The 14,349-nt window shown below is 69.0% G+C and carries 8 protein-coding genes and 2 pseudogenes; 6 read left to right on the top strand and 4 right to left on the bottom strand.

The genetic code is table 11. The features are described 5' to 3' along the window. The first annotated feature begins 17 nt into the window (after positions 1 to 17). Positions 18 to 686 (top strand): TetR/AcrR family transcriptional regulator C-terminal domain-containing protein, encoded by a 669-nt coding sequence (locus AB0E88_RS04410; RefSeq protein ID WP_361623576.1) that lies wholly within the window; start codon positions 18 to 20, stop codon positions 684 to 686. A 207-nt stretch (positions 687 to 893) separates the two neighbouring features. Here the strand turns inward: AB0E88_RS04410 and AB0E88_RS04405 are convergent, their stop codons facing one another. After that, positions 894 to 1,775: an NAD(P)H-binding protein gene (locus AB0E88_RS04405; protein ID WP_361623573.1), complete on the bottom strand. Its 882-nt coding sequence runs from the start codon at positions 1,773 to 1,775 to the stop codon at positions 894 to 896. A 122-nt stretch (positions 1,776 to 1,897) separates the two neighbouring features. Here AB0E88_RS04405 and AB0E88_RS04400 point away from each other — a divergent pair, with 122 nt between their 5' ends. Further along, on the top strand, positions 1,898 to 2,797 hold the full coding sequence (locus AB0E88_RS04400; protein WP_361623570.1) for a LysR substrate-binding domain-containing protein: 900 nt from the start codon (positions 1,898 to 1,900) through the stop codon (positions 2,795 to 2,797). A gap of 107 nt (positions 2,798 to 2,904) precedes the next feature. Here AB0E88_RS04400 and AB0E88_RS04395 read toward each other — a convergent pair whose 3' ends face one another. Then, entirely contained in the window at positions 2,905 to 3,753 is an 849-nt protein-coding gene (locus AB0E88_RS04395; RefSeq protein WP_361623567.1) for a helix-turn-helix transcriptional regulator, read from the bottom strand. Between the two features lie 136 nt (positions 3,754 to 3,889). Here AB0E88_RS04395 and AB0E88_RS04390 point away from each other — a divergent pair, with 136 nt between their 5' ends. Next, positions 3,890 to 4,744 (top strand): NAD(P)-dependent oxidoreductase, encoded by an 855-nt coding sequence (locus AB0E88_RS04390; RefSeq protein ID WP_361623564.1) that lies wholly within the window; start codon positions 3,890 to 3,892, stop codon positions 4,742 to 4,744. Positions 4,745 to 4,795: 51 nt separating this feature from the next. On the opposite strand, the gene AB0E88_RS04385 is transcribed toward AB0E88_RS04390, so the two are convergent. Then, positions 4,796 to 5,128, bottom strand: a complete 333-nt coding sequence (locus AB0E88_RS04385; RefSeq protein ID WP_361623561.1) for a helicase associated domain-containing protein — start codon at positions 5,126 to 5,128, stop codon at positions 4,796 to 4,798. Positions 5,129 to 5,423: 295 nt separating this feature from the next. On the opposite strand from AB0E88_RS04385, the pseudogene AB0E88_RS04380 reads away from it, so the two are divergent. Together AB0E88_RS04380 and AB0E88_RS04375 are read left to right on the top strand one after the other, a co-directional pair. Then, positions 5,424 to 5,824: pseudogene (locus tag AB0E88_RS04380) on the top strand (transposase); the annotation flags it as partial. After that, a pseudogene (locus AB0E88_RS04375) lies at positions 5,818 to 5,937 on the top strand (ATP-dependent DNA ligase); the annotation flags it as partial. The pseudogenes AB0E88_RS04380 and AB0E88_RS04375, both read left to right, overlap by 7 nt. Before the next feature lie 277 nt (positions 5,938 to 6,214). On the opposite strand, the gene AB0E88_RS04370 reads toward AB0E88_RS04375, so the two are convergent. Next, positions 6,215 to 7,282: a Tat pathway signal sequence domain protein gene (locus AB0E88_RS04370; RefSeq protein WP_361623558.1), complete on the bottom strand. Its 1,068-nt coding sequence runs from the start codon at positions 7,280 to 7,282 to the stop codon at positions 6,215 to 6,217. 414 nt (positions 7,283 to 7,696) lie between these two features. Here AB0E88_RS04370 and AB0E88_RS04365 point away from each other — a divergent pair, with 414 nt between their 5' ends. After that, a complete protein-coding gene (locus AB0E88_RS04365; RefSeq protein ID WP_361623555.1) occupies positions 7,697 to 14,188 on the top strand; it encodes an RHS repeat-associated core domain-containing protein in 6,492 nt (2,163 codons plus the stop codon). Positions 14,189 to 14,349 lie beyond the last annotated feature (161 nt).

Here is a 14,349-nt window from a genome sequence, read left to right as displayed (position 1 = left end):
TGGGGGATGATGAGGGCATGCCGCAACCGTCCGCACCGCGCAAAACCCTCGGCCGACCTCCCCGCATCTCCCGCGAGGAGGTCGTCACAACAGCCCGTCGTATCGTGGACGCGGAAGGCGTGGACAGGCTGACCATGCGGCGGCTGGCCACGGAGATCGGCAGTACGCCGATGGCGCTCTACCACCACGTCCGCAACAAGGAAGAACTGCTCGTCCTGCTGCTGGACGACTACGCCGCGCGGACGCTGCACCGACCCGAACTGCCCGCTCAGCCTCGCGAGCGGATCGTCGTTGCCGCCGCCTCGATCCACGAGGCACTCGCAGCCTGCCCCTGGATCGTTCAGGTGCTGACCGCCGACGATCTGATGGCCACATCCGCCCTGTGGTTCGTCGAGCAGATCGTCGATGGCCTGGTCGCATGCGGGCTGACCCCCGAGCGGGCCGTACACGGCTATCGCGCGATCTGGTACTACACGGCCGGAGAAATCGTGGTCCGTGCGACAGCCGCCCGCAGGCGCACAGACGACGACCGCCCCACCTACCGCGAGCGGGTCTTCGCAGAGCTCGACCCAAGCGAGCTACCCCGCTTGGCGCAGGTCGCGGACCGCTGGTCACCACTGACCGCTGAGGACACCTACCAGGACGGGCTGCGAGCCCTGGTGGACGGCCTTCTAGCCTCCCGTTGACCTGCCCTTGTATCGGCCCTCCGTGCCCCTGCTGCTGCTCACACCGGCCGCCGTGCTGCTCGCCCCCGTCCTGAACGGCGCCCGGCCAGGCTGTCAATGCCGTAAGACTGCGGGGTTGGAGTGGGTAACCGGTTCGGCGCCGACCGCCGCCATCGCCGTGCGGGGCAGTGCGTTCCTGCGCTGCACCGCACGCTGATCAGCGTGATGTCAGGGCCGGGTGTCCAGCTTGAGGGTGTCCTGGCACCACTGGCGGAAACCGGTGGCAGCGGCGGAGCCCGGGTTGCGGGGTTCGGTGTCGTAGATCCCGTTGTTCTGCGCCTCAACCATGGCCGCCATGTCCTGGGCGAATGCCGGGCTGGCGCCGCGCTGCACCATCGCGGTCCGGAAGTCCGACAGCGGGATCTGGTGGTACCGGACGGTGCGGCCCAGGGTGTCGGAGATGACCTCGGCCATGGCGTCGGGGGTCAGATTGTCGGGGCCGGCCAGGGGGACTCGGGCCTGCCCGCTCCAGGAGCTGTCGAGGAGAAGCGCTGCCGCGGCGGCGGCGACGTCCCGGGTGGCGACGGTCGGCAGCGGCCGGTCTGCGGCGTTCGCCATGGAGAATGTCCCGTGTTCCTTGATCGCCGGGGCCTGGCGGAGCAGATTCTCCATGAAGAACGGCAGGGCCAGCGCCCGGTAGGGAACGCCGCTGGCCTCGATCAGCTCGTCCATGGCCAGCGCGGCCGACAGGAGTCCGGCCTCGCCCTGGTACCCGCGGCCCAGAGAGGTGACGCCCACCACCCGCACGCCCCGGGCTGCGGCTTCCCGGCAGACGGACCGGGTGAACTCCAGGTAGTGACTCCGTGCGCTGCCGGCATCGTGGAATCCGGCCGGCGGCACGAGCCAGAACATCCCGTCGGCACCCTTGAGCGCCCTCGTGATCGTGTCGGCGTCGGCGTGGGAGCCCTCAACCACCTCGGCCCGTGCGCGCACGTGCGCCGGCAGCCGGGAGGGGTCACGGACGATCACACGGACCGGCTCGCCGCCCTCCAGGACACGGTCCACGACCTGTCGGCCGATATCGCCGGTCGGTGTGGTGATGACGATCATGAATTCCTCCGTGAAAGACGGTCGACGGCGGCACCCCGAGGCCGTGCCGATTGCTTCACAGTCAACCTGGCGCGAAAGTGCAGCTGAAGGACCGACCTGGTCGCCATTGATACCCTGAGGATATGAATGACCTTGAGGTGCGCCAGCTGCGGTACTTCGTCGCGGTCGCGGAGGAACTGCACTTCGGACGCGCCGCCGCCAGGTTGGGCATGGCGCAGCCCCCTCTGTCCCGCACCATCCGGGACATCGAGCGGCAGCTCGGTGTGTCGCTGTTCGAGCGGACCACCCGGCAGGTGAAGCTCACCGCGGCCGGGGAGGTCCTGCTGCGCGATGCCCGTACCGCCCTGGAGGCGGTCACCGCCGCCGCTCACCGGGCCAGGCAGGCAGGCAGTGCGTCGCCGCGGCTGCGGGTCGCCCTCAAAGCAGACGTCGACGGTGGTCTGCTGCCGCAAATCCTTGACACCTACGGCGCCGACGACGCGTCCCTGCCGGCCGAGCTGGTCCTCGGAGGGTTCGGCGAACAGCCGCAGGCACTGCGCGACGGCCTCGCTGACGTGGGACTCGTACTGTGCCCCTTCGACAGCCGCGGCCTGGACAGCGAGCCGCTGCTCACAGAGCCGGTCTTGGTCGCCCTGGCCGCCGCCGATCCGTTGGCCGCCCACACCCGGCTGTGCCTGGACGACCTGGCCGGCCGCAAGCTCCCCGACGGCTCACCGGCCGACCACGGCCGGCCTGTCGAGCACGCCCCTCAGCGCGGGGAGGCGCGGCCGGCATCGAACCTGTCGGAGATCTTCAGTCTCGTCGAGACAGGCAGCATCGTGTTCTTCGCGCCCGCCTCGGTAGCCCGACGCTATCCGCGATCCGGGATCATCTACCGCCCGGTCAGCGACCTCCCGGACGCCACCCTGGCGGTCGCCTGGCCGCAGGACGCCCGATCACCGGCCGTCGCTGCCTTCGTGCGCGCCGCCTGCAGCGTCGCGGCCGCACAGGCAGAACGCCTCCTGCAGAGCACCACCACCTGAGCAGCGTCCGCCTCGGCCTGGTGCCACCGACCCTCCCAGCCCGGTGACGCGCACAGCAAGTGAGCACCAACGCGGTCTTCGAAGAAGAGCGGGTGGCGCGGGCGTGTTCACGGGATCGTCGGAGTCAGGTCCTGCAGGCCGACCACCCGCAGCAATTGCAGGCGCTCGTACGACTCTGTGCCCGGGCGGGCCGTGTGGATGACCAGCTGCTGGTTGTGGTCGGAGTTGACGAGGACCTCGCAGTCGAGTTCGAGGGTGCCGACCGCAGGGTGCCGGAAGCGTTTCGTGGTGGCGCGGCGTACCGCGACTTCATGCTCGTCCCACAGGTGAGCGAACTCCTCACTCAAGGAGCGCAGTTCGGCAATAAGCGAGGCGGGTTCGGGGTCCGTGGGACGGGCTGAGGACACCGCTCGCAGGGCGGCGACCTGCTCCCGGGCGCGCTGCGGGCGGTCCTCGGGCGGGAACAGCTCCTGCGCCGCCGGGTCCAGGAAGAAGCGGCGGATCATGTTGCGTCCCCGGGGCGGGCGGGCGAGGACGTCTCCGCTCAGCGCCCGGGACAGCGCGTTCTGGGCCAGGACGTCACCGCAGTCGGTCACCACCATGGCCGGGGTGTCGTGCAGCCGGTCCAGCACCAGGAGCAGGCCCGGGCGCACGTGGGTGCTGGTCGCCTGCCGGCGCGGCGGCTCTTCACCGGTGAGGTGGAAGAGGTGATCGCGTTCGTCCTCCGTCAGGCGCAGGGCACGGGCCAGCGCGGTGAGCATCTGGCGGGACGGGCGCGGGCCGCGGGACTGCTCCAGGCGCGTGTAGTAGTCCACGGACATGCCCGCGAGCTGGGCCACCTCCTCGCGGCGCAGCCCCGGCGTACGGCGGCGGGCGCCGGCCGTGAGCCCCACGTCGGAGGGGTCCAGGCGGGCGCGAGCGCGGCGCAGGAAGTCGGCGAGTTCGGCTCGGTCCACCCCTCCAGGGTGCGGGACGCCGGCCGGCTTATCCAGGGACTCCCGATCCCCCGATAAGGAGGTCTCTCCCGGCCGTCACCGCATCCACCGAGGCTGGAGGCCGACGACAGGCCACGCAATGCGTGAGGAGCACATCATGCTGACTTTGGTGACCGGCACGACGGGACAGGTCGGACGCCGCTTCGTACCGAGGCTGCTGGCGCAGCGGCAGCCGGGCGAGGAGGTGCGCGTCCTGGTCCGGGACGCGGCCCGCGGCGAGCGCTTCGCGGAACTGGGCGCCCAGGTCGCGGTGGGAGACATGCGCGACGAGGAGACACTCGGCAAGGCACTCGCCGACGTGGACGCCGTCGTGAACATCGCCGCCTCCTTCCGCGGGGTGCCGGACGAGGAGGCGTGGGCCGTCAACCGGGATGCCGCCGTGCACCTGGGCCGCGCCGCACAGGCCTCCGGCGTGCAGCGGTTCGTCCAGGTCAGCACGGGCAACGTGTACGGCACCGGCCGGGGCCGCCCGCTGACCGAGGAGGACGAGAGCCGGCCAGGCGGCGCGATGTGGGGCGCCTACCCCGCCTCCAAGGCCGAGGCTGAGCGCGAACTGCTCGCCCTCAAGGGCCTGGACGTACGCATCGGACGGCTCCCCTTCGTCTACGGCGAGGGCGACCCGCACCTCGCCAACTCCCTGCACTGGGCCGCCGGCTGGGCGCCGCACCAGCGCCTGCAGATGGCCCACCACGCAGACGTCGCCCAAGGCCTGATGCGTCTGCTCTACGCGCCAGGCATCGCCGGCCGGATCTACAACATCGCCGATGACGCCCCCGTCACCACGCTCGAGCTGTACCGGCTCAACGGCGTCGAGATGCCCGCCGGACTCTACGACCTCGCAGACCCCGACCCATGGTTCGGAATCATGTCCAACCAGCGCATCCGCCGGGAGCTCGGCTTCCGTCCGATCTATCCAAGCGTCTGGACTGCCCGGGACGCCGGGGCCTTGTGACAGTCACCGCGCGAGGTCACTCCATTCTCTCTGGCACAACGGTCACCAGAACTACTTCCGACGCATGCCGAGCTGGTTGAGCTGGGTGCGGCGTTCGGGGGTGAGTGGGTTGGCTCGGCGTCGGGCGTTGTCAAGCCATGCCCCGAGTTTGTACTCGACGCCGCCCACGCTTTCGACGTGCTTACGGGGAACGTTGAGATGGCCTTCGTGGGCGTGGTAGTGCCGCGCAGCGGTGAGGTTGGCGGCCCAGCGTTCGTCTTGGCTGCGCCGTACCGGCCGCGCCGTCTCGCCTTCGGCCGGCGGCTCGATCCCGAGCACACCGGAGAGCAGCCACTGCTGCGCCGGCCGCAGTTTGTCCAGCTCGCCCGCTGCGCCCGCACCCACGCGCCGAGGTCTTCGCCTCGCACGATCACTTCGCCCGCGGTTTGGGGGAGTGTCCTGCCGCCCTGGACGTGCGCGAGCATGAGCCGAAAGCACCTCTGCCAGCCGATGTCTCATACCGGCCCAGCCGGGGTCAATGTCCTCCAACGCTTCCATACGCGCCTGTGACAGCTCTCCAGCAGCGCTCACACCCGATTCCCCGGCCGCGCGCCGTTCGGCGCTCTGGCGCTTCCTGCGGCCGCATCCCGGGGTTTAGAAGTCATTTCAGTTGGCGTGATCTTGCGGCAGTCTTGGGGTGATGACTGCTGCGCTTGTCGAGCGGATGGCGCCGGATGACCTGTGGGCGTTGTTCAGCGGGTGGTGCCGTCGGCGCGGGTTCGCCCGCAGAGGGGAGGGCACCGTCGGCGAGGGGACCGGGAGGTGCTGGCTCCATCATCTTCGTGGCCACCTCGGGTTGCACCTGGAATCAACTGCCCCCGGGCTTTGGTCCTTCGGGGGTCACTGCCTTCCGGCGGTTCACTGAGTGGACGGACGCTCGGGTGTGGGCCAAGCTGCACCGCCCGGTCCTGGACGAGCTCGGTGCCAGAGGTGAGCTGCACTGTTGCGGTGCGCGAATGACTCCGTCAGCGTCCGGGCCCTCGAAGGGGGCAGCTGACGGGACCGAATCCGACCGACCGCGGACCCAGGCCTGCTTCCCTGAGCCGGTGCACGCGGCTGCGGACCTGCCCGAGGGCCTGGTCCTGGATGGCGAGCTGGTCGTGTGGGCGGGGGAGGGGATGTCGTTCGCGGCGGTGCAGCGGCGCGCGGCCGCCGGCCACCGCAGTCCCCCCGCCTCACGGAGGAGCTGCGCGGCCACTGTCCGCGGCCGCGCGGTTGCATGCCTGCCGGCCACTGCCCGTCAGCCGGGTTTGCTGTGACGGCGCGTGAGGTACGGTCGCGCCACGACGAGCCGCCGGGGAGGGCCGCTCCGCCCGGTGCGGCTGGCACCCTGCGACGGCCAATGGAGTTGCCTTTGAGTCGAGGGGGTCGTTGGCCCGCGTTTGACGGGGTGGGACGTGGGCCGGCGGGTGCCAGTCGCCCACGGCGATTTCAGACCAGGAGATCTTTGTAGTAGAAGCTGGCCTTCTTGTCGGTCCGGGTGACGGACTCCTCGGATCCGAAGCCGAGGAAGAGCCGGGCGGCAGCCGGGTTGGTGGTGTCGGGGATCTGAATGGCCAGCCCTTCCGGCTCGCGGTAGAAGAGGCTCTCGCCGGCGTTGCTCAGCCGCCGCTCGTAGACGGTGCCGGTGTTCCAGTCGATCGAGGTGACGTAGGTGTTGCTGGTACTGGTCTGCTTGCCGGTGTTGTCGTAGGTGTAGGCGGTCCCGTCCAGGGTGTAGAGGTACTGGCCCATGGTGGTGTAGCCCTGGAAGGTGGGGCCGGTGAGCACCGAGGGCTGGGTGATCGTGGCCAGCGCGGTGAACGTGCCGGCCTTGAACGCGGCCAGGTCGTACAGGCTGTACTTCCAGGTGCCGCTGAGCCGGTAACGGTGCGCGATGCGGTTGTTGACGGGGTCGACGGCCACGGTGTTGTGGTCCGAGCCGGGCACAGGGTCGTACCGGGTGACCTGCGCCGAGTCCGGTTGGAGGACCGCCCCGTTGGTGAACTTGAACCGGGCGACCTTCGTTCCGTATCCGTCGTTGTTCCCGTCGGGAACCGAATTCGTTTCGGTCCACACGTAGGTGCCGTTGCCCGAGGGTTCGGCGCCGATGGACACACCGTGGCCGAATCCCTTGAGGTACATCCGTCCGATGATCTGGCCCTGCCAGTCCAGGCGGGTGATGCACAGGTCACCGTTCGTGGAACGGTCGGCCCCCGTGAAGGCGCGCGTCTCACCGGGCAGGAGGCGCCCATCCTGTACCAACTGTGCCGTATACAGGTGTTTGTTGATGTTGTCGAAGGCGAACGACTGAAGAATCCGAGTCTCGTTGAGCAGGATCTCGCGGAACCACTCGGTGGAAGCGTCGGTGAGGTCGAAGCGCTTCGAGGCGGCCACGGCCGCCGAGGCGGTGCCGGCCTGGGTGAGGGCCATGGAACCGACGAGGGCCGTGGCGGTGATTCCGCATGCTCGTCGCAGTATCTGCCGCCGGGTCAGGTGGCTGGGTGTCTCGCGCTTCATGTGTCTTTTCGGGACCCTTCATCGACCTGAGGCAGCAGGGCAGAGGACATGTTCACGCTGTGTGCGCCGCAGGATTCAACCACTCGGGACGCCCGTGCGCCAGACGGCTTCCGCAGGTCACGACATGGTTTGCCAACGCCAGGCAACAGGTTTGCAAAATTACTCCTGTGAGCGCGTGGTGAAGAGATGGTTCTTGTGGATCAGTCCGGTTTGAGGGGCTGTCCCTGCCGGGTGCCTGCCGCTTAACGTGCGCCTTCGGCCTGGCCCCGACCTGGTGGGCGCATCACCAACGACCCGATGCCATGGCCCTTTTCTTTGCAGGCGTGCCGGGCTGGGTCCCGGCCTTCTTTGGGTTGGGGATGGTCCGTGCGATTCGCGCGCAGACAGGGAAGAAGCGCCCCATGGGCCTTGGCCGTGGCACTCGCGGCATCGCTGCTGGCCGCGCCGGCCGCCGAGGCGGCCGGTACGGTCAAGGCGGCCGCGGCGGGGCGCCAGCACTCGGTGAACGTGTCCGGACGGGCGTCCGGCGGCGCGCGGCGTGACGCCGCAGAGCCGACACAGACGAAGCCCGTCCGATCGTCCTGGCCGGTGGTGGCGCATGCCCGTCTTGCCCTGTCCGGTCTGAAGCCGGGCCGGAGCCTGCCGGTGACGCCTCCCGGCGGCAGCACCGGTGCCGCCGTCGTGCACGTCGGCCCGGCTCCTGCCAAGGCCCTGGCCAAGCAATGGCCGGCGATCGCCGCACCGGCGCCCGCGACCGTCGACGTCAAGGTCCTGGACCACACGCAGGTGCGGCGGGTGGGCGGCATCGGGGTGGGAGCCCAGCTCACCCGGCGCGACGGCCGGGGCACCCCCGGCCCGGTGAACCTCACCTTCGACTACTCCGGTTTCCGCAACGCCTACGGCGGCAACTTCGCCGCCCGGCTGAGGGTGGTGGCCCTGCCGGCCTGTGCGCTGACGAAGCCGAAGGCGAAGGGTTGCTCGCCGGCCGCCGCCCGGCAGCTGCCGGTCAGCAACAACCTGGCCAAGGGCACGATCACTGCGACCGTTCCGGTCGACGGCGATCCCAGGCCCAAGGTCTCCCTCTACCAGCCGGGCGGCCGGGGCACGACCGCCTTCCAGCCCTCGGTGATGACCGCCGCCGCGACGTCGGGCAGCACGGTGTACACGCTGGCGTCCGGCTCCTCCTCCGACGCCGGTGACTACCGGGCCTCCGTGCTGAGCCCTTCCGGCTCCTGGAACGTCTCGGTCGGCTCGGGCGCCTTCACTTACAGCCTGCCCGTGGACATCCCGAAGCCGCCGGCGGGGGTGGCTCCGGAGCTGTCGCTGCAGTACAACTCCCAGTCCGTGGACGGACGGACGTCGGCCACCAACAACCAGGCGTCTCCGCTGGGCATGGGCTGGGACCTGTCGGTGGGCTACATCGAACGCCGGTACCGCAACTGCGCTGACGACGGCCTGACGCACATCGGCGACCTTTGCTGGGACTCCCCGAACTCCGGCAAGGAGCCGGACGGCGCGGTCTACGTCATCAATCTCAACGGTCACAACACTCAGCTGATCCAGGACAACACCGGTACCGGTTCCTACCATTTGCAAGACGACCCGGGCTGGCGGGTGCAGCACCTGACCGGCGGTCACGGCGCGGACGATGAGTACTGGGTGGTCTCCACCCAGGACGGCATGCGGTACTACTTCGGCTGGGGCCGCTCCGAGCGCACCAGCTCGGCGACCGATTCGGTGCTGACGGTCCCGGTGGTCGGCAACGACACCGGTGAGCCGTGCCATGGACAGTTCCCCGAACCGTGCACCCAGGCCTGGCGGTGGATGGTCGACCGGGTCGTGGACCCCGACGAGACGGAGAATGCCTACTTCTACGACAAGCAGGTCAACCACTACCGGTCGGTGGCCAACACCGACAAGGCGCGGGCTTACGACGCCGCTGCCTATCTGACGCGGATCGAGTACGGCTGGGCCGCCCAGATCCCCGGCGCCCAGCTGCCGGCCAAGGTCGAGATCAGCCATGTGGGCCGCTGTGTGGAACGCATGAGCTACGCGGACCCGCTGAAGGACGAGCCCCCGGCCTGCCCGGCCCTCTCCACCAACCCCAGCTCCTACCCGGACGTGCCGACCGACCTCCTGTGCGACGGCTCGGCCAGTGACGACTACTGCGCCGGCAAGACGTACTACCCGACGTTCTTCAGTACCGACATGTACTGGGACATCAAGACCTTCGTCCGGGACAACGACAGCTCTGCGTGGGACCCGGCGATGCAGTACCAGATGAAGTACGGCCTGCCGAACCCCAGCGGTGACGTGGGCAGCATGCTGTGGCTGGACTACGTGGAACGCAAGGGCTACGGCGACGGCGCCGACATCACCCTGCCCACGATCAACTTCAACGGCGAGTGGCTGGACAACCAGGTCGGTTCCAGCCTGCTGAACTTCCGCCGTGTCAACCAGGTCCACGGCGACCTGGGCTCCTTCGTCAACGTCACGTACGGCCAGCCCGACGCCTGCGACATCAACAACCCGCCGAGCGAGTCGGACGACCACCAGGACTGCTTCAAGCAGCAGTGGACGCCCGAGGGCTCGAGCACCCAGTCCACCGGGTGGTTCAAGAAGTACGTGGTGACCAAGGTCGAGGTCGACCCCGGCGTGGGCAAGGGGGCGGGTGACGACGGTGACCCGGTGATGACCACCACCTACGACTACGTCGGCACTCCCGCGTGGGCCTTCCCCAACGACCCGCTCGTCCCCGACAGCGACGAGTCGTGGTCCGACTGGCGCGGCTACCAGCAGGTCGAGGTGCACACCGGAACCAAGAGCAACTCGGCCGGCACCTACTACTGGCTCTACCGGGGTCTGGACGGCGACCGCACGTCCAAGACCGACTCCTCCCAGGCCCGCAGCGTGCAGGTCACCGACGGTGAGGGCACCCACTACACCGACTCCGCCTGGCTGAGCGGAAAGATCATCGAGACCAGTCAGCGCGACGGCAGCGAGAACTCGCACCAGCGGGTCTGGCAGGACTACTGGGTGTACGACACCGCGCAGTACGACGGGCTGCCCGATGCCCGGTTCGTCCGCAATAGCAAGACCACCACGGACGAGCTGACCTCCAGCGGCTGGCGCGAGCACGTGGTCAACAACGAGTTCGACAACACCTCCACGACGAGCACCGTCTACGGCCTGCCGCTGCGCACCAACGACTGGGGCCAGACCGGCGTCGACGACAACCGGTGCACCACGTACGGCCGGGCCTACAACACGGACTACTTCCCCAACTCGCAGGTGCAGCGCTGGATGGTGCTGCAGGACGAGGTGCGCCACTACGACGCCGACTGCGCCTCGCGGGACGCCTCCAACCAGGACTCCTACACCTACACCCTGTACGACAACGCGACCGACGTGGCGAGCGACAAGCCGACTGACGGCAATCCCACGCTGGTCCGGTCCTACAGTGACGCCACCCACTACCGGGACGTCACGTACACCTACGACCAGGCCGGCCGGGTCACCGGCACCACCGATGGCAGGGAGCACACCACCACCACCTCCTACAACCCGCCCACCTCCTGGCCGGTCAACGGCGTCGAGGTCACCACGCCCGACCCGGACGGCTCCGGCCCGGGCACCGCGCTGAGGACCACCACGTGGTACTCGCGGCTGTGGGGTGAGGCCTACAAGGTGTGGGACGAGTCCAACAACCAGACCACACGTATCCTGCTCGACTCCGTCGGCCGTATCTCCAAGGTCTGGCGCCCCACCGAGGTGGCCTCCTACCCGGACAGCAACTGGTCCGACGCGTACGACTACACCATCGACACCGCCACCAACAGCGACGGTGTGCCCAACCTGGTCACCGGTGCGCCGCGGATCACCAGCAAGCAGCTGCAGAGCGGCAGCACCTACACCGCGTCCTACACCTACATCGACGGCCTCGGCCGCACACGGGAGGTGCAGCAGCCCGCCCCGGGCGGCACCGGCCGCACGGTGGTCTCGACCCGCTACGACACCTCGGGCAACACGACCGGCACGTCCGCGGCGTTCTACAACGCCGACGCCGCCGGGTCCGGCATGGTCAACCCGACGGTGGCCGATCTGCCCTCCTACACCGACCTGCTGATCGACTACGCCGGTCGCACCACCGGCACCCAGATCCTGGTCAAGGGCGACGCGCAGGCGCAGGGCCGCACCTTCACCGAGTACCAGGGCGACCACACCACCACCGTGCCCGCCGTCGGCGAGCGTACCGACACCTACACGGACGTCTTCGGGCAGATCACCAAGGTGGTCGAGCACGGGCCGTCGTCCAACTACACGACGACCTACGGCTACACCCGCAGCGGTCAGCTCTCGCAGATCACCGACGCCAAGGGCAACATCACCCGCTATACCTACAACTGGCTCGGTGAGCGCACCTCCACCACCGACCCGGACACCGGCACCTCGTCCACCTTCTACGACGGCAACGGCAATCCGGTCAGCACCACGGACGCCACCAACGCCACCATCACGACGGAGTACGACTACCTCAACCGTCCGACCAAGGTGAGCCAGGGCACGACCACGCTCACCAGCAACACCTACGACACCGCGGCCGGCGGCAAGGGCAAGCTCGCCTCGTCCACCTCCTATGCGGGCGGCTTTGCGTACACCACCGGTGTCACCGGGTACGACGCCCGCGGGCGGGTCCAGGGCAGGACCTACACGGTGCCCGACGACGGATCCGGCCTGGGCGGCTCCTACACGTTCCGCTACGGCTATGACGCCGCGGACCACACGACCAGCGTGACGTACCCGGACGCCGGGGGACTGGCCGGGGAGACCGTGACGACCGGGTATGACAACCTCGGCTACCTGGACACGCTGTCGAGCCCGCTCGCCACCTATGTGGGCAGCACCGGCTTCGACACCCTCGGCCGCCTCAGCAGCCGCACTTACGGCACGACCGGCACCACCGGGACCACGGCCACCCGCAGCTACAGCTACGAAGACGCCAACGGCACCGGCTGGCTGAGCAACGTCACCACGACGACCAGCACCAAGGGTGCCGTCCAGAACGACGACTACGCCCATGACGCCGGCGGCCAGATCACCGGCATCAACGACAAGGTCCTCGGCCAGCGGCAGTGCTTCACGTACGACGAGCTCGACCGGCTGACCCGGGCCTACACCACAGAGACCGCCACGGGCTGCGACGGAGCGTTCAGTCCCGACCTGAGCAACACCGCGCTCGACCCGTACCAGCTCGACTACACCTACGACGGCATCGGCAACCTGCAGAAGGAGACCCGTACTACCGCCACGGGCAGCACCGTCCGGGACTATGTCTACCCCGGCTACTCCGCTGACCAGTCGACCTACACGGCCGGCGCCCAGTGGCCGCACGCGGTCACGGGCATCAACGTCACCGGGCAGGCGTCGCCCGACACCTACAGCTACGACAACGCGGGCCGCGCCCAGCACCGCACGGTCGCGGGTGTCACCTCAGACCTCGCGTGGAACGCGCTGAACCAGCTCACCCAGTACACCTCCCATACCACCGGCGGTGACAAGACCACCAAGTACGTCTATGGGCCGGACGGTTCGCTGCTCGAGCGGATCAGCCCGACCGAGAGCGTGCTTTACCTGGGCAGCGAGGAGATCCACAGGTCAGGCACGCCGACCACCCTGGCCGCCACCCGGTACTACCAGGCCGGCGCGACCACCGTCGCCATGCGGGTGTCCACCGGCTCCGGCACCGGCAGGCTCTCCTGGCTGATCTCCGACCTGCAGGCCTCCACGCAGCTCACCGTAGACACCGCCACCGGTACCGCAACCCGCCGCCGCTATCTGCCCTTCGGGGCCCAGCGCGGCACGACCGGGCTGGACGCAGGCAGCGACCGCGGCTTCCTCGGCAAGACCGAGGACGACTCGACCGGCCTGTCCATCCTTGACGCCCGGCCGTACGACCCGGTCCTGGGACGATTCCTCAGCGCCGATCCGCTCACCGCGCCGTACGATCCGACCACCTTCAACGCGTACAGCTACGCCGACAACAACCCGGTCAACGTCTCCGACCCGAGCGGCCTGTTCGGTGTCTCGGACCTGCTGGACGCTGGAAAGGCCGCACTGAACGCTGGCGGGAAGGCTTTCGCGGCCTCGTTCGTGGGCGCCGTCGACGTCGGCGGGCACGCGGTGGGCAACACGCTGCTGTTGATGGACCCGGTGGTCCGCGCGGTGGCGCCCGAGAGCGTCATGGGAACCCCGTCCGACCCCACGGCCATCGGCATCGGCTGGGAGTGGGCCACCGGCACCGGCCCTGGTCACCGGGACCTTTCCAAGGGCGACCGTTTCACCCAGTCGCTGCAGCAGCACTCCAACGTTCAGGTGGCACGGGAGAAGATCGCTGCCAAGGTGCTGAGCGGCGAGTACCACTCCGGTTCGAAGGGCACGCAGAACTACAGCCTGGGCGAGGGCGGCGGTATCGAGAGTCTGAAGAAGCTGTACAGCGACTTCACGTCCAACATGTCCGGTGCGTTCCTGGGGTCCTACACCCTGAAGTACACGGTCGGGAAAATCGACAAGCGGGACAACAGCGTGACCGTCACCTTCCAGGTCAAGAACCGCAGCACGATCAACTCGGCCGTACACACCTCCCCGTCCCTGGGCGGCTACAGCAACTGGTGGGACGTGAACATCGCCAAGCCGCTGAACTCCGCATTCGGTACCAGCGGCGTCATGTCGCTGAAGACTCAGACGATCACATGGACCGAGACCTTCAGCCTCAGCAGCCCGTCGTACTCGTCGGGGGGGTCCTCCGGAGGATCGTACGGGGGATCGTCCGGTGGCGGAGCGTCGACCGTCGCCGTGGCGGCGGCCGCCGGAGCCGCGGCACTGGCGGTACTGTTCGGCATCTTCTAGGTCATCCGGCCCGGCCGGACGGCGTTCAGCCCCCGGGTAGGGTGCCGTCAACACACCGAGGCCCCCGGCGGGCGTCCCACCGGACGCCCGCCGGGAGCCGTGCCCCCACCGCCGTCCACGGCGGTGGTCGCGCCCTGGACAGCCAGGGTCAGTTCAGGAAG

The organism is Streptomyces sp. NPDC028635 (assembly GCF_040637635.1).
In the GTDB taxonomy this organism is placed as follows: domain Bacteria; phylum Actinomycetota; class Actinomycetes; order Streptomycetales; family Streptomycetaceae; genus Streptomyces.
This window is presented reverse-complemented; position numbering and strand designations above follow the sequence as displayed.

Bases quoted from the DNA above. Each gene is read 5' to 3' on its own strand.
- AB0E88_RS04410 (WP_361623576.1), top strand. From the start codon at position 18: ATGCCGCAACCGTCCGCACCGCGCAAAACCCTCGGCCGACCTCCCCGC.
- AB0E88_RS04405 (WP_361623573.1), bottom strand. From the start codon at position 1,775: ATGATCGTCATCACCACACCGACCGGCGATATCGGCCGACAGGTCGTG.
- AB0E88_RS04400 (WP_361623570.1), top strand. From the start codon at position 1,898: ATGAATGACCTTGAGGTGCGCCAGCTGCGGTACTTCGTCGCGGTCGCG.
- AB0E88_RS04390 (WP_361623564.1), top strand. From the start codon at position 3,890: ATGCTGACTTTGGTGACCGGCACGACGGGACAGGTCGGACGCCGCTTC.
- AB0E88_RS04370 (WP_361623558.1), bottom strand. From the start codon at position 7,282: ATGAAGCGCGAGACACCCAGCCACCTGACCCGGCGGCAGATACTGCGA.